The sequence below is a fragment of the Arthrobacter sp. ov118 genome, assembly GCF_900116495.1.
Classification (GTDB): Bacteria; Actinomycetota; Actinomycetes; order Actinomycetales; family Micrococcaceae; genus Arthrobacter.
The window spans coordinates 167,384-188,512 of record NZ_FPAY01000009.1; the positions used below are offsets into that span (position 1 = coordinate 167,384).

General features: G+C 67.8%; 18 protein-coding genes. 11 read left to right on the plus strand and 7 right to left on the minus strand.

Features of this window, described 5'->3' with window-relative positions; all coding sequences use genetic code 11:
* Positions 1 to 80: 80 nt before the first annotated feature.
* The 3 genes from rpmI to BM372_RS16200 all read left to right on the plus strand — a co-directional run bounded on the left by rpmI (position 81) and on the right by BM372_RS16200 (position 1,815).
* Complete coding sequence (gene rpmI, locus BM372_RS16190) at positions 81 to 275, plus strand: 50S ribosomal protein L35 (RefSeq protein ID WP_009358635.1); 195 nt, start codon at positions 81 to 83, stop codon at positions 273 to 275.
* Positions 276 to 397: 122 nt separating this feature from the next.
* A complete protein-coding gene (gene rplT / locus BM372_RS16195; protein WP_090956470.1) occupies positions 398 to 853 on the plus strand; it encodes a 50S ribosomal protein L20 in 456 nt (151 codons plus the stop codon).
* Positions 854 to 918: 65 nt separating this feature from the next.
* On the plus strand, positions 919 to 1,815 hold the full coding sequence (locus BM372_RS16200; protein ID WP_090956471.1) for a TrmH family RNA methyltransferase: 897 nt from the start codon (positions 919 to 921) through the stop codon (positions 1,813 to 1,815).
* A gap of 109 nt (positions 1,816 to 1,924) precedes the next feature.
* Here BM372_RS16200 and BM372_RS16205 read toward each other — a convergent pair whose 3' ends face one another.
* Positions 1,925 to 2,191, minus strand: coding sequence for a GlsB/YeaQ/YmgE family stress response membrane protein (locus BM372_RS16205; RefSeq protein WP_090956472.1), 267 nt, complete (start codon positions 2,189 to 2,191; stop codon positions 1,925 to 1,927).
* A gap of 229 nt (positions 2,192 to 2,420) precedes the next feature.
* Between BM372_RS16205 and BM372_RS16210 the strand changes: the two genes are divergently transcribed.
* Positions 2,421 to 3,341 carry a cation diffusion facilitator family transporter gene (locus BM372_RS16210; protein WP_090956473.1) on the plus strand — a complete coding sequence of 307 codons (921 nt, stop codon included), beginning with the start codon at positions 2,421 to 2,423 and terminating at the stop codon, positions 3,339 to 3,341.
* Positions 3,342 to 3,467: 126 nt separating this feature from the next.
* On the opposite strand, the gene BM372_RS16215 is transcribed toward BM372_RS16210, so the two are convergent.
* Positions 3,468 to 4,676, minus strand: coding sequence for an MFS transporter (locus BM372_RS16215; RefSeq protein ID WP_090956474.1), 1,209 nt, complete (start codon positions 4,674 to 4,676; stop codon positions 3,468 to 3,470).
* A gap of 286 nt (positions 4,677 to 4,962) precedes the next feature.
* Between BM372_RS16215 and BM372_RS16220 the strand changes: the two genes are divergently transcribed.
* The 4 genes from BM372_RS16220 (at position 4,963) to BM372_RS16235 (ending at position 8,518) form a co-directional block, all read left to right on the plus strand.
* On the plus strand, positions 4,963 to 5,427 hold the full coding sequence (locus BM372_RS16220; RefSeq protein WP_090956475.1) for a (deoxy)nucleoside triphosphate pyrophosphohydrolase: 465 nt from the start codon (positions 4,963 to 4,965) through the stop codon (positions 5,425 to 5,427).
* 90 nt (positions 5,428 to 5,517) lie between these two features.
* On the plus strand, positions 5,518 to 6,675 hold the full coding sequence (locus BM372_RS16225; RefSeq protein WP_090956476.1) for a Re/Si-specific NAD(P)(+) transhydrogenase subunit alpha: 1,158 nt from the start codon (positions 5,518 to 5,520) through the stop codon (positions 6,673 to 6,675).
* Positions 6,672 to 7,148 (plus strand): NAD(P) transhydrogenase subunit alpha part 2, encoded by a 477-nt coding sequence (locus tag BM372_RS21290; RefSeq protein ID WP_371261755.1) that lies wholly within the window; start codon positions 6,672 to 6,674, stop codon positions 7,146 to 7,148. Before BM372_RS16225 ends, BM372_RS21290 begins: the two co-directional genes overlap by 4 nt.
* Positions 7,145 to 8,518, plus strand: coding sequence for an NAD(P)(+) transhydrogenase (Re/Si-specific) subunit beta (locus tag BM372_RS16235; RefSeq protein ID WP_090956477.1), 1,374 nt, complete (start codon positions 7,145 to 7,147; stop codon positions 8,516 to 8,518). The genes BM372_RS21290 and BM372_RS16235 overlap by 4 nt, the downstream gene beginning before the upstream one ends.
* A 94-nt stretch (positions 8,519 to 8,612) precedes the next feature.
* Here BM372_RS16235 and BM372_RS16240 read toward each other — a convergent pair whose 3' ends face one another.
* The 3 genes from BM372_RS16240 to BM372_RS16250 form a co-directional block, all read right to left on the minus strand.
* Positions 8,613 to 9,812, minus strand: coding sequence for an Rv2578c family radical SAM protein (locus BM372_RS16240; RefSeq protein WP_090956478.1), 1,200 nt, complete (start codon positions 9,810 to 9,812; stop codon positions 8,613 to 8,615).
* 65 nt (positions 9,813 to 9,877) lie between these two features.
* Positions 9,878 to 10,516 (minus strand): SIMPL domain-containing protein, encoded by a 639-nt coding sequence (locus tag BM372_RS16245; protein WP_090956479.1) that lies wholly within the window; start codon positions 10,514 to 10,516, stop codon positions 9,878 to 9,880.
* Positions 10,513 to 10,989 (minus strand): hypothetical protein, encoded by a 477-nt coding sequence (locus BM372_RS16250; RefSeq protein WP_090956480.1) that lies wholly within the window; start codon positions 10,987 to 10,989, stop codon positions 10,513 to 10,515. Before BM372_RS16250 ends, BM372_RS16245 begins: the two co-directional genes overlap by 4 nt.
* Before the next feature lie 225 nt (positions 10,990 to 11,214).
* On the opposite strand from BM372_RS16250, the gene pheS reads away from it, so the two are divergent.
* Genes pheS through BM372_RS16265 form a run of 3 tightly spaced genes read left to right on the plus strand, consistent with a single transcriptional unit; the run spans position 11,215 to position 15,585 of the window.
* Positions 11,215 to 12,276, plus strand: coding sequence for a phenylalanine--tRNA ligase subunit alpha (gene pheS / locus BM372_RS16255; RefSeq protein ID WP_090956481.1), 1,062 nt, complete (start codon positions 11,215 to 11,217; stop codon positions 12,274 to 12,276).
* A gap of 2 nt (positions 12,277 to 12,278) precedes the next feature.
* Complete coding sequence (gene pheT / locus BM372_RS16260) at positions 12,279 to 14,822, plus strand: phenylalanine--tRNA ligase subunit beta (RefSeq protein WP_090956482.1); 2,544 nt, start codon at positions 12,279 to 12,281, stop codon at positions 14,820 to 14,822.
* 19 nt (positions 14,823 to 14,841) lie between these two features.
* Positions 14,842 to 15,585: a 4'-phosphopantetheinyl transferase family protein gene (locus BM372_RS16265; RefSeq protein WP_090956483.1), complete on the plus strand. Its 744-nt coding sequence runs from the start codon at positions 14,842 to 14,844 to the stop codon at positions 15,583 to 15,585.
* Positions 15,586 to 15,616: 31 nt separating this feature from the next.
* Here BM372_RS16265 and BM372_RS16270 read toward each other — a convergent pair whose 3' ends face one another.
* Together BM372_RS16270 and BM372_RS16275 are read right to left on the minus strand one after the other, a co-directional pair.
* A complete protein-coding gene (locus BM372_RS16270; protein ID WP_090956484.1) occupies positions 15,617 to 17,041 on the minus strand; it encodes a M1 family metallopeptidase in 1,425 nt (474 codons plus the stop codon).
* Between the two features lie 42 nt (positions 17,042 to 17,083).
* Positions 17,084 to 21,016 (minus strand): Pls/PosA family non-ribosomal peptide synthetase, encoded by a 3,933-nt coding sequence (locus BM372_RS16275; RefSeq protein WP_177236047.1) that lies wholly within the window; start codon positions 21,014 to 21,016, stop codon positions 17,084 to 17,086.
* Positions 21,017 to 21,129 lie beyond the last annotated feature (113 nt).

Consider the following 21,129-nt stretch of genomic DNA (forward strand, 5'->3'; position numbering starts at 1 on the left):
CAACCAGCACGCCGCCCGCAGGGGCGGCTGCACGAAAGAGCTGCAGACTTTTCTGCGGATACGTAAGGAGATCGGTTCCCATGCCGAAGATGAAGACCCACAGCGGTGCTAAGAAGCGCTTCAAGCTGACCGGTAGCGGCAAGCTGCGCCGCCAGCAGGCCAACCGCCGCCACTACCTCGAGCACAAGTCCTCGCGGCTGACCCGTCGCCTTGCCGGCGACAAGATCGTCTTCAAGGGCGACGCCAAGGTCATCCGCAAGATGCTCGGCATCTAAGTTCCAAGTTCCCTGGCTGTTCGCCACCTGGCAGCGGTCAACTACCAAAAAGGCTTCTCAGGCCAGCCGGACTACTTCCGGCAGTAGACGCTTGGGATCAGAATTTTCGAAGGAGTACGCACGTGGCACGTGTGAAGAGGGCAGTAAACGCCCACAAGAAGCGCCGGGTTATCCTCGAACGCGCAAAGGGCTACCGTGGACAGCGTTCACGCCTGTACCGCAAGGCCAAAGAGCAGCTGCTGCACTCGTTTGTGTACAGCTACGGCGACCGCAAGAAGAAGAAGGGCGACTTCCGCCGTCTTTGGATCCAGCGCATCAACGCTGCATCCCGCGCCAACGGCCTGACCTACAACCGCCTGATCCAGGGCCTGAAGGCCGCTGAGGTTGAGGTTGACCGCCGCATGCTGGCCGAGCTCGCCGTTTCCGACGCCAACGCCTTCGCCGCGCTGGTCCAGGTCGCCAAGGATGCGCTGCCCGCCGACACGTCCGCTCCGGCCGTCCAGGCCGAGGCCGCTGCCGCTCCGAAGGCTGCCAAGAAGGCTCCGGCCAAGAAGGCAACCGCCGAGGCCGCAAAGTAGTTCCTGCAGCCGTCCAAGGACTGCTCCGTTCAAGAACCTGCTGCGAGAGCAACTAAGGTTCTTATATGAACGAAACCGGGCGCCCGCAAGACTTTCCACTCTCCAATCCCCGAGCCGATCGGGTGCGGGACGTGGCAAAGCTTGCCGGGCGCCCGGCCCGTTTAAAGCGCGGGCAGTTCCTGGCCGAAGGCCCGCAAGCAGTGGGTGAGGCCCTGGCCCTGCACCAGAAGCGGATTGCGGCGGGGGAGCCCGGCATCGTCCGCGAAGTGTTCGCCAGCGGGGCCTGCCTGGACCGGCATCCGGAACTGGAGAAACTCGCCGAGGGAACCAACGCCCGGCTCGCCACCGACGATGTACTCGCCGCCATGGCGGATACGGTCAACCCGCAGGGAATCATCGCCGTCTGCACGTTCCTCGATGTCAGCCTCGAGGAAGTGCTGGATGCAGCGCCGAAGCTGATCGCCGTCCTGTGCCAGGTCCGGGACCCCGGCAACGCCGGCACCGTCCTCCGCGCGGCCGATGCGGCAGGTGCTGACGCCGTCGTCCTGACCGGCTCCAGCGTTGACATCTACAACCCCAAGGCAGTCCGCTCGACGGCGGGGTCCCTCTTCCACCTGCCGATCGTCCTCGGCGCCGATGTGGCGGAGCTGGTGGCCCGTTGCAAGGAGCGGGGTATCGGTGTGCTCGCCGCCGACGGGTACGGCCAGCTGAACCTGGACCGGCTCCAGGACGAGAACGCGGCCCGCCGGCTCGGGGCTTCAGCAGCGGAATCGGCCTACGCCCTGGAGAAGCCCACAGCGTGGCTCTTCGGCAACGAGGCGCAGGGGCTGTCCGAGGATGAAATCGCCCTGGCCGACCACCGCGTGGCCGTGCCGGTCTATGGGGAAGCGGAAAGCCTTAACCTCGGCACCGCGGCAACAGTGTGCCTCTACGCCAGTGCTCGCTCGCAGCAGGCACCCTAGGGCCCGGCGCCGGCCGGAACCGGGCCACAAAAAAGCGGGGCCCGCCTAAAGGTGGGCTCCGCCGTCGTACTGTAACTGCCGCGAAGTGCGCGGTCAGTGCCGTGCAGAATTAGGTGGTCTTGTTGCGTCCTGTGATGGCGCCGTAGATGCCTGCAACCGCGAGGCCACCGACAATGGCCAGGAGCCAGGAACCGAGGTTCCAGAATTCCATTTTGCCGCCGCCGAACAGAAGATCGCCGATCCAGCCACCGACAATGGCTCCGACGACGCCGAGAACGAGGCTGGTAACCCAACCGCCGCCGACCCTGCCGGGCATAACTGCCTTGACGATTGCACCTACTATGAGTCCGAGAATGATCCAGCCAAGAAAGCCCATGTCTCCTCCTACATATTCGTCGGCATCCAAATTGTGAATCCCGAACATGGCTTCAAGCTAACATAGGCCGGATTGCTTGTCAGCAGGGGAGTGCCCAATCGTTACGTGGCCGCGTCGGTCCCTGCGGCGATTCGGCGGCCGTCCTGAAACGGGTACGGTATTCCTTGGGCGCCGGGTTTTCCGGGGTCCGGTGTACACCGGGGTAAGAACCCGAAAAGGAGAAGCGCACGTGGCTGCAAATGGCGGTACCAAGGCGATAGTGGCGGCACTGGCCGCCAACCTGACCATCGCCGTTTTGAAGTTCCTCGCCTACTTTTTGACGCTGTCCTCATCCATGCTGGCCGAGGCGATCCACTCGGTGGCAGATTCCGGCAACCAGCTGCTGCTCCTGGTGGGCGGCAAGCGCTCCCAGCGGGAAGCCAGCCCGGAACATCCCTTCGGTTATGGCCGTGAGCGCTACATCTATGCCTTCATCGTCTCGATTGTGCTTTTCAGCGTCGGCGGCCTGTTTGCCCTGTATGAGGCATGGGAAAAGATCCAGCACCCGCACGCCATCGAAGGCGACTTCTGGTGGGTGCCGCTCGCAGTGCTGGTCGGCGCGATTATTGCCGAATCGTTCTCGTTCCGGACGGCGATCGCTGAATCCAACCCCCTCCGCGGAAAGCAGAGCTGGGTAAAATTCATCCGCAATGCCAAACAGCCCGAGCTCCCGGTGATCCTGCTAGAGGACTTCGGCGCCCTGGTGGGCCTGGTGTTTGCCCTCTTCGGTGTGGGGCTGACGCTCATCACCGGGAACGGCATCTGGGATGGACTCGGTACAGCCATGATCGGCCTGTTGCTGGTGGCGATCGCCGTGGTGCTGGCGATGGAGACCAAGTCCCTGCTGCTGGGTGAGTCCGCCACCCGCGATGACGTCGCCAAGATCCGTGCCGCGATCGAAGCCGACGGCACGGACATCATCCACCTGAAAACCATGCACCTGGGCCCTGAAGAGCTGCTGGTGGCGGCGAAGATCGGCATTGGCCGCACGGACTCGGGCCAGGACATTGCGAAGGCGATTGACGCCGCAGAGATCCGGATCCGCGAGGCCGTTCCGATCGCGCGGGTCATCTACCTGGAGCCTGATGTGCAGCGGGTCAGCTCGTCCTGATCCCCAGCAGTAAGAGGCAGTGCACAAAGAACGGCAGCCGGGTCCAGTTTTCCACTGGACCCGGCTGCCGTTTCTTATGCGCGTGGACCCGGTTGCTGAGCCTCCGCTGCGGTGAGGAGAGAGTGGTCAGGCGACCAGAGGCCGCCGGCGTTCCACCGCGCCGCTGATCGCGGCCACGCCGAGGCCCAAAACGGCAAGGACGGCACCCACGAGCGCGGGCGCGACGTAACCCCAGCCCCAGGCAATGACCAGGCCGCCCAGGAAAGCGCCGAGGGCGTTGGCGACGTTGAGCGCCGCATGGTTCAACGAGGACGCCAGCGATGGCGCATCAGGAGAAGCATCCAGAAGCCGGGTCTGGAGCGCCGGTACCAGCATGGACCCCGCCGCCCCCACCACGAAGACCATGAGCAGCGCGGACCAGGCCCAGTGGACGGCGACGGCATAGACCACGAGGGCGACGGCCGTGGCAGGCAGCACCCAGTAAATCGTCCCCATGACGGACCTGTCGGCGATCCTGCCGCCGATGATATTGCCCACCACCATGCCCACGCCGTACAGGGCCACGACCAGCGGCAGCCAGACCGCCGGGAGGCCCGCCACAGATGTCATGGTGTGGGAAATGTACGTGTAGGTGGCGAAGAAACCGCCGAAGCCAACGATGCCGACCAAAATGGCGAACCACACCTGGAGCCGCTTGAGCGCGCCGAGCTCGCGGCGGAAGCTGGCATCGGCGTGCGGCTTCTGGAACGGTACGAACTTCCACAGCATGACCAGGGTGACGACGCCGATCAGGCCGACCAGCAGGAACAGGAGCCGCCACCCGTAGCTCTGGCCAAGCCAGGTGGCGAAAGGCACTCCGACAACGTTGGACACCGTCAGTCCGGCCATGACCATCGAAATTGCCCAGCCGCGCTTGGTCGGCGCCACGAGGGAAGCGGCAATCACGGCGGCGACGCCCAAGAACGCCCCGTGGGGCAGTCCCGCGGCGAACCGGGAGACCAGCATGGAGCCGTAGTCCGGGGCCAGGAAGGAACTGAGGTTGGCGATGCTGAAGAAGAGCATGAGCCCCAGGGCAAGATACTTCCTCGGGAGTTTGGCACCGACGGCGGCCAGTACGGGCGCCCCGACAACGACGCCGAGGGCGTAGGCCGAGATGAGGTGGCCAGCCTCCGGTGTGGTGATGTTCAGGCCTTGTTCGATCTCTTTGAGCAGGCCCATCATGGTGAATTCTGTGGTGCCGATGCCGAAACCGCCCATCGCCAGGGCAAGGATGGCCAGGGCGAGGTGGCGGGTGCCGGTCTTGGACGACACCGGAGCTTGTGTGGTGGAAGTCATTCGTCTTTCGGGTGGTTTCCGGGAAGTGCCGGGAGGAGGCGGCCAAATAAATATGTTTTATATGGAACGGGGAGGGGGCGCCGGATATTCCGCAGATGCGCGGGCGGCGACCTTCCTATTGTCCCTTAACCGGTCCTGCGGTCTGCCGCCCGGTGCCGTCCCTCCGGTCTGCCGGCCCTCCGGTCCGGTAGCGGGTGCCGGTCCCGCCCGTTCCCGCCCGTTCCCGGCGGCGCTCCCGGCGGCGCTCCCGGCTGACGCCAGAAGGTCCGCGCTTAGACTTGGGTGCGTGACTGGACTCATCGACGTCGTTGGCGGCGCAGTAGTGGACTCCTTGGCGGACCCTGGCATGCTCCTTGCGGCACGGCGCACAGCGCCGCCGCAGTTCGCCGGAATGTGGGAGTTCCCGGGCGGAAAAGTGGAGCCGGGCGAAGCCGCCCAGGACGCGCTGCACCGCGAGCTCCAAGAAGAGCTGGGCGTGCGGGTGCTGCTCGGGTCCGAGCTGCCCGCGGCCGCCGCCACGGGCTGGCCGCTCAACGAGAAGGCGGCCATGAGGGTCTGGTTCGCCGAGCTCGCCGGTGGAGAGCCCCGGCCCCTGCAGGACCACGACGAACTGCGCTGGCTGGACCTTCGCAGCCCCGACGAAGTCCTGGACCTGCCCTGGATCCCGGCGGACTTCCCCATCGTAGAAGCGCTCCTGGCTGCCGTCCGGGCCGCCCGGCCAGACGGCGTGGGAGCCGAAGTGAGCCGCTGATCCCGGCATTCCTGCCGGCCGCTGGCCGCCCGCCTCTCGCCAAACGGTCAGGCATGTGCCTACTCTGAACGCAATCGAGAGGGGTGGCCCGTGCAGGTCGGTGTCGGACGGGAGCCGCGAGCCGGAGAACGCCGGGTCGCGGCCACACCGGAGACGGTGCAGCAGCTGACGGCCCTCGGGCTCAATCTCCTGGTGGAGAGCGGCGCCGGGACCGAGGCAGGGTTCGTGGACGGCGCCTACAAGGAGGCCGGCGCCACCGTCATTTCTGAACTCCCGATCGCGGGGCTGGACGTGCTGCTGCATGTCCGCCCGCTCAGCCCGCAAACTGCGGCGAGGCTGCAGCCCGGTGCCGTCACGGTCGGCCTCGCGTCGCCGGCGTCGGAGTTGCCGACCGTCCAGGCGCTGGCTGCCGGGGGGATCACTTCCTTCGCCCTGGAACTGCTACCCCGGATCTCGCGTGCACAGTCCATGGACGCGCTCAGCTCCCAAGCTCTGGTCACGGGCTACCGGGCCGTGCTGGAAGCCGCGATGCGGTATCCGCGGTTCTTCCCCCTTTACATGACCGCCGCGGGCACCATCCCGCCGGCGAGGGTGCTGGTCCTCGGGGCCGGCGTTGCGGGTCTGCAGGCCATCGGTACCGCGAAGCGGCTTGGTGCCCGCGTTGCGGCCAACGACATCCGCGCCGCATCGGCCGACGAGGTCGCCTCGATGGGCGGCAGTTTCATCAACCTGGATCTCGATGCGGCGGCGGAAGGTAGCGGTGGCTACGCCCGTGACCTGGGCGAGGACCGGGCGCAACGCCAGCGCAATCTCCTGGCTCCGCACGTCGCGGCCGCGGACATCCTGATCACCACGGCGGCCATCCCGGGCCGGCCGGCTCCGTTGCTGGTGACCGCGAACATGCTGACCGGCATGCGGGCCGGATCAGTCGTCGTCGACCTCGCCGCGGAGTCCGGCGGCAATGTGGAGGGTGTGGTCGCCGGCCAAGACGTCCAAGTACCGGTCGACGGCGGCTCGGTCACCCTCGTGGGCCTGCAGGACGCCGCGTCCGCCATGCCGACAGACGCGTCCCGGCTCTTTGCCCGGAACGTCAGCAATTTCCTGGCCCTGATAACCGCCAGCGGCACCGTTGTCCCCGACTTTGACGACGACGTGGTCGCCGGAACGTGCCTGACCCACGCCGGCGTCGTGCGGCATGCCCCCACCGCGGCAGCGTTGGGAACGGCAGCCTTGGGAAAGGACGCATGATGGGCCCGGTCACCTTGCTGACAGTAGTGGTGCTTGCGGTGTTCGTCGGCTTCGAAGTCGTCTCCAAGGTCACCAGCAAGCTGCACACGCCGCTCATGTCCGGCGCCAATGCGATCCACGGCATCATCCTCGTCGGCGCCATCATCGTGGCCGGACAGGCCAGCGACCCCTGGGTCATCGGCATTGCGCTCCTGGCAGTGGTTCTGGCGACCGTCAACCTGGTAGGCGGCTTCGTGGTCACCGACCGGATGCTGGAGATGTTCAGCGCCCGCAAGCGCGCCCACAAGCCCGCACTGGCCGGCCCGGCGAAGGGGCACCGAGGCCCAGGCGGCAGACACTCCGGCGACGGGGCCTTGGGCAGAGAACAATCGGGCAGAGAACAATCGGGCAGAGAACATTCGGGCAGAGAACCCCTAGACGGGGAAGACTCGGACGGCGCACGCGCCGCCGACCGGACGGGGGAGGCCCGATGAGCCTCCTGTCCGCCGAATGGACAGCGCTGCTCTATTTGGTGGCAGCCGTTTGCTTCATTCTGGCGTTGAAGGGCCTCAGCTCGCCCAAAACGGCGCGCCGCGGCAACGCCATCGGTGCGGCCGGTGCACTGGTGGCGGTGGGAACCGTGTTCCTCTCCATGCGGTTGGAAAATATTGCGCTCATTCTGGCCGCCGTCGCCCTCGGCTGTGCCATTGCCGTCCCCGTGGCTCGGCGGGTGCAGATGACCCAGATGCCCCAACTCGTGGCGCTGTTCAACGGCGTCGGAGGCGGTGCCGCGGCGCTCGTCGCCCTACTGGAACTGAACCATAACGAGGATCCCTGGGTCCGCCTGGCCGTGGTCTTCACCATGCTGGTGGGTGCGGTGTCCTTCGCCGGCTCCGCGGTGACAGTGGGCAAGCTGCAGGAGCTCATCAGTACCCGTCCACTGCTATTTCCCGGGATGCCCTGGGTGATGGGGGCGGCCATGTTGGGCGCCGTCAGCTCAGGTGTGATGGTTGTCCTGACAGGGTCTGTGGGCTGGTCGCTGGCGCTGCTCGGCCTCGGGCTCGCGGCCGGCTTGCTGCTGGTGTTGCCTGTCGGCGGGGCCGATGTGCCGATCGTGATCTCGCTGCTGAACGCCTTCACCGGACTGGCGGTGGCCGCGTCCGGTGTGGTCCTGGGTAATGTCTTGTTGTTAGTCGCCGGAACGCTCGTTGGGGCGAGCGGCACGCTCCTGACCAGGGTCATGGCCTCCGCCATGGGCCGGAGCGTTGCCGGAATCATGTTCGGCGCGTTCAAGGGCGGCTCGACGGCCGGTTCCACCGCCGTGAGTGACCGGCCCGTACGTTCGTCCTCGCCGGAAGACGTTGCCGTCCAGCTCGGCTACGCCCAGCGCGTGGTGATTGTTCCCGGCTACGGGCTGGCCGTGGCCCAGGGCCAGCACGCCGTGGCGGAGCTCGCCACGGCCCTGGCCGACCGCGGGGTGGACGTGGTGTTTGCCATCCACCCCGTCGCGGGACGCATGCCGGGCCACATGAACGTGCTCCTTGCCGAAGCCGACGTGCCGTACGAGTCACTGCGGGAGTTGGCGGAAGTAAATCCGGAGTTTGCCAACACGGACGTCGCCCTGGTTGTAGGCGCCAACGACGTGGTCAACCCGGCCGCGAAGTCTTCGCCCGGCTCGCCGATTTATGGGATGCCGATCCTGGAGGTAGTGCAGGCCCAGCAAGTCGTCTTCCTCAAACGTTCCATGCGGCCCGGGTTCGCCGGCATCGAGAACGAGCTCCTGCATGATCCCAAGACCACGCTCCTGTTCGGCGACGCCAAGGATTCGCTGGCCAGGGTGCTCGGCGCAGTCAAGGCCCTCTGAGGGCTGAGGTACGCCCCGGTGGCGCCGCCTGTCCCGGAAAAGCCCCCGCTCAGAAGAGTCCTGTTTCAGAAAAGTGTGGGCTGCGCCGGGCGTTTCAGAAAAGTGTGGGTTGCCCCGGACTATGTTGGCTTGCGGGCCCGGTGTGGCTTGCGCGCCGGACCGCTGCGTGAGCGGCGGTGTCCGGGATGCTCCCGGCGGGGTACTGGGCTTCCTCTTCCCGGGCATCAAGGGTGAGGTCCCTGTGGCTAAAGCCATGCGAGCCGGAGAAGCCGTGCCGGTCCTTGAAATAGCGGATGCGTCCGGCCAGCCACGCCCGGTACTCCTTTGATGCATATGACCCGCTGCCGTACAGGCGACGGTACTTTCCGGCCAGCTGCGGATGCTCCCGCGCGATCCACTGCATGAACCATTCACGGGTTCCTGGCTTCAGGTACAGCGCGCCGGCCGTGACCCCCGTGGCGCCGGCCGAAGCCAGCGCCCCGAAGAGGGAGTCCAGGGCGTCGTCGCTGTCGGAGAGCCACGGCAGGATGGGCATGGCCATGACGCCGCAGGGCAGACCCGCCTCCCGCAACCGCGAGATAAGCTTCAGCCGTGCCCGCGGACCCGGTGTGCCTGGTTCCACGGCTTCGGACAGCTGCTCGTTGGTCATGGCCAGTGAGATGCCCACGCCCACGGGCACCTGGGCAGCAGCATGCTTCAGGAGCGGGATGTCGCGGGCCAGGAGTGTGCCCTTGGTGAGGATGGACAGGGGAGTGCCGGAATCCGCGAGGGCGCCGATGATGCCGGGCATGAGCCGGTAGCGGCCCTCGGCCCGCTGGTAGGGGTCCGTGTTGGTGCCGAGGGCGACGTGCTCGTGCCGCCAGGAGGGCTTGGCCAGTTCCCTGCGCAACACCTCGGCGGCGTTGATCTTGACCACCACCTGGCTGTCAAAGTCCAGCCCGGCGTCGAAGTCGAGGTACGTGTGGCTCTTGCGCGCGAAGCAGTAGACGCAGGCATGGCTGCAGCCGCGGTAGGGGTTGATGGTCCACTCGAACGGCATCCGGGAACCGGCGACCACTTTGTTGAGCACCGATTTGGCGGTGACCTCATGGAACGTGATCCCGGCAAACTCGGGCGTGGACACGGACCGCACCAGCCCGGCGAGCGGCAGCAGCGCATCTGCGGCGGGCAAATTAGCGGGCCGCGTCCCGGCGGGGAGCGTGTCCGCAGCCAGCGTCTCCTCGGCACCTAGCGTCTCGGCAGTCAGCGTGCCGGCGGAGGCGCCGCGCTTGAGTGCTTGTGCGTCCCATCTCATGGCTACATTCGAATATATGTTCGACGCAAAGTCAAGGATGTTGCCGGAGGGCGCGGCATTGCATCTCAGTCGAGCAGTTCCCACACGACGCCGACTGTAGCCGTGACGCTCGACTCGCCGGCCTCAACGGTGAGCGATTCTGCCGCCACCGCCCGCTGCATCTTCGCCACCGGAACGGGCGCCTGGAAGCCGACCTGTTGGGTAACGGAGAGTACCCTGCCCAGGCCGGCGCCGGAGAGGGCGGCATAGTGCGTGGCGGTGGTGCGGGCATCCTGCCACGCGACCTCCCGAGCCCGCGCCTCCACAGCCGCGGGATCGGCGAAGCCGAGGCTCAGCCCGTTCAGCCGTACGGCGTCCCCGCCGGCGGCAACGGCCGCGGCAATGATCTGCGAGGATGCGGACAGGCTTCGAATCCTGATCGTGAGCATGCTGGAGGCCAGGTAGCCGGTCACGATCTGGCCCCGGCCGTCCTGCCAGTTCACCTCTGCCCGGACGTTCAGCCCGGAGGTCGAGATGTCAGCACTGGCCACACCGTTCTGCCGCAGCGCCGACGTGATGGCGGCTGACCGTGTCCCTGCCTCGCTGTAGGCTTCGGCCACGGTCTCCCGGCGGCATTCAACGCCGACCGACAACGTCAGCAGATCCGGCGCCGCCTCCGCAGTACCGGTTCCCGTCACCGAGATGCTTCTGGGATTGTCTGTCATTGCAGGCCTCCACGATGTTCGGGGGCAAACCCGCCGAGGCGCCGGCCGGTCCGCGGATTGGTCAAGGGCATGCCGGGTCGGGGATAGCCGCCTGCCTCCAGCCCGGCGTGGAGCTCGAAGACATTGGAGCTCCCCGGGTTGCCCGTCCGCCACAGGGACCAGCCCGCTGCGAGGAAGTACAGGGGCAGGAACGGCAGCCCCAGACAGCAGGCGTACTGGGTGCTGTGGCGCTCCTCGTGTCTTAGCAACGCCGGGTTCTCGCGGGCGAACTCCGGACCGGCGCGGAACAAGACCACGTTGCCCACAGTGAAGGCCGCGGCGAGTGGAAGCCGCCAGTGGTAACGGCTGGCGATCAGCAGCCCGCGCGGACCGGGGCTGACGCTCGTCCGGGCGCAGGCGGCCAACAACAGGCCCAGGAGGGTGGACCCGTTCAGCATGTTGGCGATCTGCCGTAGCCGTTGTCCGGACGTCATGAGGCCATCGTAGCCGGGCTGTACCTCCTGCTCTTTCGTTCCGCAGGTCATGTTCAGCCAGCCGTTGCCGGGCGGCCGACAGCCGTCTACTAGACTGGAGGCAGTGCCCGCCGGAGCGATTCCGGCTGGAACTGTGACAATCAGCCTTGCCGACAACCCGTGCCCGCGCCCTGAGCGCGTGGGGCGGACCGTTGGCATGATCCGACTCGTAGCTAAGAACAGTAGATGACTGAAACTTTGCCGGGCGCCGTCGTCCCGAATCCTTTGGATGAAGCCGCCATTACCGCTGCCGTAGACCAGGCCGTCGCCGCCATCGCCGCCGCCGCGACCCTGGATGAACTCAAGGCCGTGCGCCTCGCTCACACCGGCGAAAAGTCGGCGTTGAGCCTCGCCAACCGTGAGATCGGCGCGCTTCCCAAGGATCAGAAAGCCGCGGCCGGCAAACTCATGGGTGCGTCCCGGGGACGCGTCAATAAGGCGCTCGCCGACCGCACCGCGGAGCTCGAGGCCGAAAACGACGCCCGGATCCTCGTTGAGGAGACCGTGGACGTCACGGCGGCGCCCCGCCGACGCCGGGCCGGTGCCCGCCACCCGCTCTCCTCGCTGCAGGACCGCGTTGCAGACATCTTCGTGGGCATGGGCTGGGAAATCGCGGAGGGGCCCGAGGTCGAGTCGGAATGGTTCAACTTCGACGCATTGAACTTCAAGCCGGACCACCCCGCCCGCGACATGCAGGACACGTTCTTCGTCGAGCCACCCGAAGCGCACCTGCTGATGCGTACGCACACCTCGCCGGTGCAGGTGCGTTCCATGCTCGAACGCGAGCTGCCCATCTACGTGCTGTGCCCGGGCAAGGTATTCCGCACGGACGAACTCGACGCGACTCACACACCGGTGTTCCACCAGTTCGAAGGCCTGGCCATCGACAAGAAGCTGAGCATGGCCGACCTCCGCGGCACCCTGGAGCACTTCGCGCGCCAGATGTTTGGCGATGAAGCCCAGATCCGGCTTCGCCCGAATTATTTCCCGTTCACCGAGCCATCCGCTGAGCTGGACATCTGGCACCCCGGTGCCAAGGGCGGTCCCAGCTGGATCGAGTGGGGCGGCTGCGGCATGGTCAACCCCAACGTCCTGCGTGCGGCGGGCATCGATCCGGACGTGTATTCAGGTTTTGCCTTCGGTATGGGCATCGAACGCACCCTCATGTTCCGCAATGAGGTTGGCGACATGCGCGACATGATTGAAGGCGACGTACGTTTCAGCGAGCACTTCGGGATGGAGATCTAACAGTGCGTATCCCCCTTTCCTGGCTGCGCGAATTCGCGCAGGTACCGGCCGGAGCAACGGCCGAAGACGTCATGGCCGAGCTCGTCAAGGTCGGATTTGAAGAAGAAGCAGTCCACCGCCCGACGGACACCCTCCAGGGCCCGGTGGTGGTGGGCCAGGTGCTGAGCATCGTCAAGGAGCCCCAGACCAACGGCAAGACCATCAACTGGTGCCAGGTCCGGGTTGTCCCCGAAGGCCAGCAGCAGAGCCTCACCGGCAAGGGCATTGATCCCTCCGGCGTGCAGGGCATCGTCTGCGGTGCCCACAACTTCGTCGAAGGCGACAAGGTGGTGGTCACCCTCCCGGGTGCCGTACTGCCGGGCGACTTCCACATTTCTGCCCGGAAGACCTACGGGCACCTGTCCGCCGGCATGATCGCCTCCGTCCGCGAGCTCGGCATCGGCGAGGACCACGACGGCATCCTGGTGCTCTCACGGATCGGGCTGGATCCCGAGGTCGGCACCGATGCGATGGAACTCCTAGGCCTCTACGACCAGGCTGCCGAGATCAATGTGACCCCGGACCGCGGCTATGCGTTCTCGATCCGCGGCGTGGCGCGTGAATACGCGCACGCCACCGGCACCTCGTTCACCGACCCGGCGTCCAAGGTCCAGGTTCCGGAGGCGCTGTCCGGCGGCTTCGGCGTCAAGCTCAACGATGACGCTCCCATCTATGGAAAGCCGGGCTGCGACCGCTTCGTGGCCCGCACGGTGCGCGGCGTGGATGCCACCCGGCCCACCCCGCCGTGGATGGCTTCCCGTCTCCGGCTCGCCGGCATCCGGTCCATCTCCCTGCCGGTGGACATCTCCAACTACGTCATGCTCGAGCTCGGGCAGCCGAACCACTGCTACGACCTGGACAAGCTGGCCGGCGACATCGTCGTCCGGCGCGCCACGGCAGGGGAGAAGATCACCACCCTGGATGACAAGGAGCGCACCCTCGACGCCGAGGACCTGCTGATCACGGACGCTTCCGGGCCTATCGGGATCGCCGGCGTCATGGGGGGCGCCCACACCGAGGTGTCGGACTCCACGACGAACGTCCTGGTCGAGGCCGCGCACTTCGACGAAGTTTCGATCGCCCGTTCACGCCGCCGCCACAAGCTGCCGTCCGAGGCGTCCAAGCGCTTCGAACGTGGCGTGGACTGGCACGTGGCCGATGTCGCCGCCCAGCGTGTGGTGGACCTGCTGGTCGAATTCGCCGGCGGTACGGCGGATGCGGCCGGGACCGACGTCGGGACGGCGCCGGACGCCGTCACCATCGACCTCCCTGCGGGATACCCCGCAGCCCGAATCGGAATCGACTTCACCGAGGATCACATTGTGACCTCGCTCGAAGACCTTGGCGCCGTCGTCGAAAAAAACAGCGGCTCCCACACCGTGACCGCTCCGAGCTGGCGCCCGGATCTGGAAACCAAGGATGACCTCACCGAGGAAATTGCCCGGCTGGTCGGTTACGACCAGATCCCGGCAACCCTGCCGGTGGCGCCACCGGGCCGCGGCCTGACGCGCGTCCAGCAGCAGCGGCGCCGCCTGATCCAAGCCCTCGCCGACGCAGGGCTCACCGAGGTGCTGGCCTACCCGTTCGTTTCCAAGGCCGCCAACGACACCTTCGGCACTCCTACCGAGGGCACGGGGCGCACGGCGCTCAAGCTGGCCAACCCGATCAGCGAGGAGCACGGCTTCCTGCGGACCTCCATCCTGCCGGGCCTGATCGAGGTAGCCAAGCGCAACCACTCCCGCGGCTTCCGCGACCTTGCCCTCTTTGAGGCCGGGCTCGTGTTCCTGCCCGGCGAGCAGCTTGGCACTGCCGCGATTCCGCCGCTGGGCGTCAAGCCAAGCGACGAGGTGCTGGACGGCCTGTACGACGGCGTCCCGGACCAGCCGCTGCACGTCGGCGCCCTGCTGACCGGGCACGACACTCCTGCCGCCCCGGGCCACACCCCGCGGGCCTGGGACTGGGCGGACGCCGTGGATGTCGCCCGAGTCGCCGGCGACGTGCTCGGCATTGACCTTGTCGTAACGCAGGGCCGGCACCAGGCCTTCCACCCGGGCCGGGCGGCGCAGATCGCGCTGCGCACCGGCGAAGTGGTGGGCTACGCCGGTGAGCTGCACCCGAAGCTACTGGCCGCCCAGGACATGCCCGCCCGCTCCGTGGCGCTGGAACTGAACGCCGACGCCCTGTTCGAGGCGGCGGCCGATGTGATCGTGGCCCGGCACATCTCCACGTACCCGGTGGCCACCCAGGATGTGGCCCTCGTGGTGCCGCAGGACGTGCCGGCGGGCGAGGTGCTCGCGGCCCTGCGTGAAGGCGCAGGCGAATTGCTCGAGGACGTCGCCTTGTTCGACGTCTATGCCGGCAAGGGGATCGAGGACGGCAAGAAGTCGCTCGCGTTCAGCCTGCGCTTCCGCGCCGACGACCGCACTCTGACGGCCGACGAGGCGTCGGCAGCGCGTGAAGGCGCCGTCGCCGCCGCCCACGAACGCTTCGGGGCTGTCCAGCGCTAACCAGACGAAAGGGCGGGTCATGGCATCACACCTTGTTGTGCGCGCCAGCCCGCCCTTTCGCGTCCCGCAGGACTCCGAGAACCTGAAAGGCGCCCTGACCCGCGAGCTGGAACGCGAGCTGGAACGCGACCTGGCCCGTGAGATGGAACGGGAGTCGCGTGCGCTACTGGACGGGCCGGAACTGGAACGCGCGCGGTCCATCACCCAGCCGGCGGCCCGGGATGAGTTCCTGGCCGGACGGCTCGCCCAGCGGAAGCTCGCCGCCGCGCTGCTGGACGTGCCGGCGTCGGACCTCACCGCCTGCTACAGCTGCCCCCGATGCGGAACCGGCGCGCACGTCTCGCATGGCCGGCCAGGCTACCTGCTCCGGGGCGCGCCCGCGCCGCTGCTGCTCAGCCTGTCCCGCGCCGCCGGCTGGACCCTGCTGGCCGCGGTCGTGGACCCGGAGCCGGGCCTGCGCCTGGGCATCGACGCCGAGGACCCCGCCCGGACGGACTTCGAGGGCTTCGACGCCGTCGTGCTGACCCCCGCGGAACGGCTGGACCTCGCCGGGCTGTCCGGCGCTTCGCTGCTGCAGGCCAGGGCACGGCTGTGGGCACGGAAGGAGGCCTGGCTCAAGATGACCGGCACGGGGCTGCAGACGGCTCCGGACACGGTCGACGTGCTGGCCGGCGGCAAGGGCCGTACCGGGCTCCGGGACCTCCCGCCGGCGGAAACCGGCCTGCCCGCGAACCTCGTGGCCGCCGTCGCCCTGGCTGATTAGCCTCCTGTGCGAATAGCCCGCAGAACCGCCGCTAGAACTTCGGCGCTGGCTGCGGGAAGGGCGGCAGGGCTTCCTCGTACAGCCAGGGGTGCAGCAGTGCCTCCGCGTCCAGGCCGGTGGTGTGGGCGGCCGCGAGGATGAAGTCGGCAGTGGTTACGGTGCCGTGGCGGAAGCGGTCCGTCCAATCGTGCAACAGGGCGAAGAACGCGAGGTCGCCGCAGCGCTCCCGCAGCGCGTGCAGGGTCAGGGCTCCGCGCTTATAGACGCGGTCGTCAAACATCAGCTCAGGGCCGGGGTCACCCACCAGCAGGTCCTGTGCGCTGGCGGCCAGCCTGCGCCAAGCGGCGCGGGCCCGGTGTGCCACGGTCATCGCGCCGGACTCTTCGGACCAGAGCCATTCCGCGTAGCACGCAAAGCCCTCGTGCAGCCAGATGTCTTTCCAAGTGGCGGTTGTGAGCGAGTTTCCGAACCACTGGTGGGCGAGCTCGTGAGCGATCAGCCGTTGTGAGTCCCAGTCCTGCCGCAAGTGATTGGGGCCCAGGATGGCCAGTGTCTGTGCCTCCAGCGGGATCTCCAGCACGTCCCCGGCGACCACCACGGTGTACTCGGGGAATGGATACGGCCCAAAGCAGTTGGTGAAGGTCCGCATCATGCCGGGCTGGCGGGCCAGCGCGGTCTGCGCGGCGGCGGCCAGGGACGCGGGAACGGCAGCATACTGCGGGACGTGTCCTGACGGCCGCTCGGCATTGAGTGTCAGGAGCTCATACCGCCCGATCTGGACCGTGGCGAGGTAGGTGGCCATCGGCTCGGCCTGCTCGTACACCCAGGTCTCACGGCTGGCCCTGGTGGTACGGGACAGCAGCACTCCGTTGCACACCGCCCGGTAGTTCGCTTCAGTGGTCACCGTGATGCGATAGCTCGCCTTGTCCCGCGGGTGGTCATTGCATGGGAACCAGGAAGCAGCACCGTTGGGCTGGCCGGCGACCAGCACGCCGTCGGAGAGCTCCTCCCAGCCCACGTCGCCCCAAACTCCGCGGCGGGGCGCAGGGTAGCCCTCGTAGCGGATATCCAGGATGAAGTCCTCGCCCGCGAGCAGCGGCCCGTCCGGGTAGACGAGGAGCCGCTCGTCCCGCTGGTTAAACCTGCGCACCCTGCGGCCATCGAGCTGGATCTTGGTGACCCGCAACCCGGTCAGGTCCAGGACGATCGCCGACGTCGGGTGTTGCGCGACGGCGTGCAGGACAGCATGCCCTGCGAGGCGGTTGGTGCTCACCCGGTAGTCCAGATCGAGTTCGTAACGGGTCACCCGGTAGGCATTGGTTCCGTGGCCGGGCAGGTACGGATCCGGGGAGCTGGCTACGACCGTGGCCTCCCGGGCAAGCTCACTGGCTGGTTCTCCCGCTGTTGTCCTGCCTGCAGCAGGGGCGCCGCTGCTGCTTGGTGCACTGGTGCTCAATGGACCGACCTTCGGTTGGAGTGCTGGTGGACGTGGGTGGGCCTACCGGGTCCCGCCGGGCGGTGCCGGCCCGTCCCACGGGCTGACCGGATTGCCCATCCAGTACGTCCCGGCAGGGACGGTTTCGCCCCGCATGACGAGCGACGCCGGCCCCACCGTGCCGCCGTTGCCGATTCTCGCCTGCGGCAGGATGACCCCGTGCGGGCCCATGGTGGCTCCGTCATCGAGCGTAACAGTGTCGATGCTCATGACACGGTCATGGAACAGATGGGTCTGGACGACGCACCCGCGGTTGACGGTCGAGTTCCTGCCGAGGGTGACGAGGTCCGCCTCGGGCAGCCAGTAGCTTTCACACCAGGTCCCCGCACCGATTTTCGCGCCGAGTGCCCGCAGCCACCACACCAGCGCCGGCGTCCCCGTGGCAGCGCGCGCGAACCACGGGGCGCTGACCATCTCAATGAAGGTGTCTACCACCTCGTTCCGCCAAATGAAGGAGCTCCACAGCGGGTGCTCGCCGGGGCGGATGCGGCCCACCAGCAGCCACTTGGCCGCTACGGCACTGCCCGCGGCCGTGGCCCCGGCCAGCAGGACCACCACCCCGCTCAGGACGGCGGCGATTCCATAGTTGAAGATTGTCGCCAGCGCGTTGAACGCGAGCATCACGCCGACGGCGACCGCGACTGTCAGCATGACCGGGACGAACCGGCACAGCTCCCACAGGGCGCGCGCGACCTTCAGCTTTCGGGGCGGCTGGTACGTCCGCGTGTCATCGGAGGCGATGGCGGTGCGCCGCAGCCGCACGGGCGGGCTGCCGAGCCACGATGTCCCGGCCTTCGCCTTGGCCGGCGTCGCGGAGAGGACTGCCACGAGGGAGTTCTTGGGCACGTTGCGCCCGGCCGCGGTCATGCCCGAGTTGCCCAGGAAGGACCGTTTGCCGATCTTGGCCGGGGCAATCCGCATCCAGCCGCCGTCGAGTTCGTAGGAGGCCACCATGGTGTCATCGGCCAGGAACGCGCCTTCGCCCACGGTGGTCATGCGCGGGATCAGCAGCACTGTCGAAGCTTCCACGTTGCGGCCGACCTTAGCGCCGAGGAGCCGCAACCAGACCGGCGTAAAGAGGCTGGCGTAGACCGGGAACAGCAGGTCCCGGGCCAGGTCCAGTACCCGCTCCGTCGCCCAAACCTGCCATCCGATCCGGCTCCGGACCCGGTAGTAGCCTTCTGCGAGGCCTACGCTGAGGAGCCGGGTTGTGGCGAGGATCAGCAGCAGGTTGGTCAGGAACCATGCCAGGGCCGCCAGGGGTATCGAGAGCGCAATGCCGGGCAGGGCCGCGGGCAGCGAGGAGCGGCCCTGGATGAAGGCGAAGATCACGAAGGCCGCGACGGCAGCGGAGACGTGGGGGATGAGCGCCAGCACGGCGGACGCCGCGGCGAAGCCGGCGAACCACAGCCGGCCGATCAGCCGGTGTTCGGAAGGGGAGTCCGGCCACGAGTGCCGGGCCTTGCCGCGGCGCTCGGCCGGTGACCCGGCCACCAGTTGCCCGGCTTTGACCTTCCCGATCACTGCGGAGCCGGGCGCCACCTGTGCCCCGGCACCCACGGTGGCGCCCGGCATGAGCGTGCTGCGCGCGCCGACGCTCGCGCCGGGGCCAATGCGGATGGCGCCGATGTGGACACGGTCGCCGTCGATCCACCAGCCGGACAGATCAACTTCAGGTTCGATGTTGGATCCGGCGCCGAGGGACAGCAGCCCGGTGACGGGCGGCAGCGAGTGCAGCTGGACGTTCTCGCCGATCTTCGCGCCGAGGGCCTTGGCGTAGTAGGGCACCCAGGGTGCGCTGGCCAGGCTGACGGCGCCGGCGAGGTCCTGGATCTGTTCTGCGAGCCAGAGCCGCAGGTGCACCCGCCCGGACCGGGGATACGTGCCGGGCACGACGTTGCGAAGCAGGAGGCGGGCCGCGGCAACGGAGAGCAGCATCCGCCCGGCGGGGCTGACAAAGACCAGCCAGGACGCGCCCACCCACCACCAGGAGAGCGTTGGCGCGGCGCTGAATCCGGCGAAGGCGGCCAGAAGGTTGTTGGCGGCCATCAGGTAGGTCAGCCAGCGCATGCCGACAAGGATCTGCAGGGGAACGCCCAGAAGCGTCTGGAAGGCCTGCGACTTCCGTGCCGTGGGCCGGACGGTGCGCTCCTGGGCGGCGATCATTCCGCCCTCCGGGAGCGATTGCCGCGACTCCTCCACCAAGGCGCCCACCCGGGGCGTCGCGTAAATATCGGCCACTGTGATGGTGGGATAGCGGACGCGCAGGGCGGATACGAGCTGTGCAGCGGCCAGCGAGCCGCCGCCGTAGGCAAAGAAATCGGCGTCGAGGCTCGTAACCGGGCTTCCCAGCACGGCGCTCCATTGCTCCACGATCCACTGCGCGTCATCGGGCAGGTTCAGTGCGGCGCCATCGGCCTCGGCAGCCCCGGTTCCGGTAAGTGGCCAGGGCAAGGCATGACGGTCCACTTTGCCGCTGGTCTTGGTCGGCAGCGAATCGACGAGCGTCAGCAGCGGGATGAGGGGCGCGGGCAGGCTCCCGCCCAGCATGTCCCGTGCAGCCGCGAGGTCGATGTCCCGGCCGGAAACGGCGGCAAGGTAGCCGACGAGGATCTGATTGCCGGCCGCGGTGGTCTGCACCGCGGCGGCCGCACCGGCGACATCCGGCAGGGACTGCAGGGCGGCGTCGATTTCTCCGAGCTCGATCCGGCGGCCGCCGAGCTTGACCTGTTCATCGGCGCGGCCCTGGAAGATGAGGCCCTCGGATTCATACCTGACAAGGTCGCCGGAACGGTAGGCGCGCTCCCAGCCCAGGGACGGCATCGGGGCGTACTTTTCCGCGTCCTTGAGCGGGTCAAGGTACCGGGCCAGCCCCACGCCGCCGATGATCAGTTCGCCCACCGCGCCTTCAGCGACCGGCAACGAGTCCGAATCGACGACGGCGAGGTCCCAGCCGTCCAGCGGTAGCCCGATCCGGACGGGGCCGGCCGTGCCCAGCCGCGCCGCACACGCGACCACGGTCGCCTCAGTGGGACCGTAGGTATTCCACACTTCCCGGCCTTCGACGGCCAGCCGCTCGGCAAGGTCCGGCGGGCACGCCTCCCCGCCGAAGATCAGCAGGCGGACGCTTTCCAGCGACTCGACAGGCCAGAGTGCGGCCAGCGTGGGAACCGTGGACACGACGGTGATGCCGTGGCTGATGAGCCAGGGGCCGAGGTCCATCCCGGTCCGGACCAGCGCCCGCGGGGCCGGAACGAGGCACGCACCGTGGCGCCAGGCCAGCCACATCTCCTCGCAGGAGGCGTCAAAGGCGACGGACAATCCGGCCAGCACCCGGTCCTGGGGGCCCACGGGATCGTCCTTGAGGAAGATGCGGGCCTCGGCGTCCACAAATGCTGCGGCCGAGCGGTGCTGCACCGCAACACCCTTCGGTGTGCCGGTGGAGCCGGAGGTAAAGATCACCCATGCGTCGTCCACGGGGCCGGGCGGCCTGGCGTGAGGGAACGGCCGCGGGTGTCTGGTGTCGGTGACGATCTTCCCGCCGGCACGGAGGATGCCGGCGACCCTGGCTTCCCCGAAGACCAGTTTGGCGCGCTCGTCCGGGTCATCGGCGTCCACGGGCACGTACGCGGCACCGACCAGCATCACCGCGAGGATACAGATGTAGAGCTCGTTGGTGCCGGAGGGGATCCTGACGCCGATCTTGTCTCCGGCGCCCAGGCCGGCCAGATGCAGTTTCCGCGCCGTTGCCCGGACTTCATCCATGAGCTGGGCGTAGCTGAGCGAGCGGTGGCTGTCATCGAGGGCGGAAGCGTCCGGAAAGCGGGCGGCGGTGTCGCCGAGGATGTCGATCAGCGTCCGCGCCGGCGGGGCGGACTGCGCACCAGGCAGCTGGGCCTCATGGGCGGGGGCGCCCTCCGCCGTCAGACTCCGCACCCTCCCGGCGGGTGGGGTGTTGCTCGGGGTCAGCTGTTGCTCAGTCACTGGCGCATTGTCCCTGCAGGAGGTGAACGGATGGTGTTGCCCGCGCGGTTCGGGGGACCGCGCGG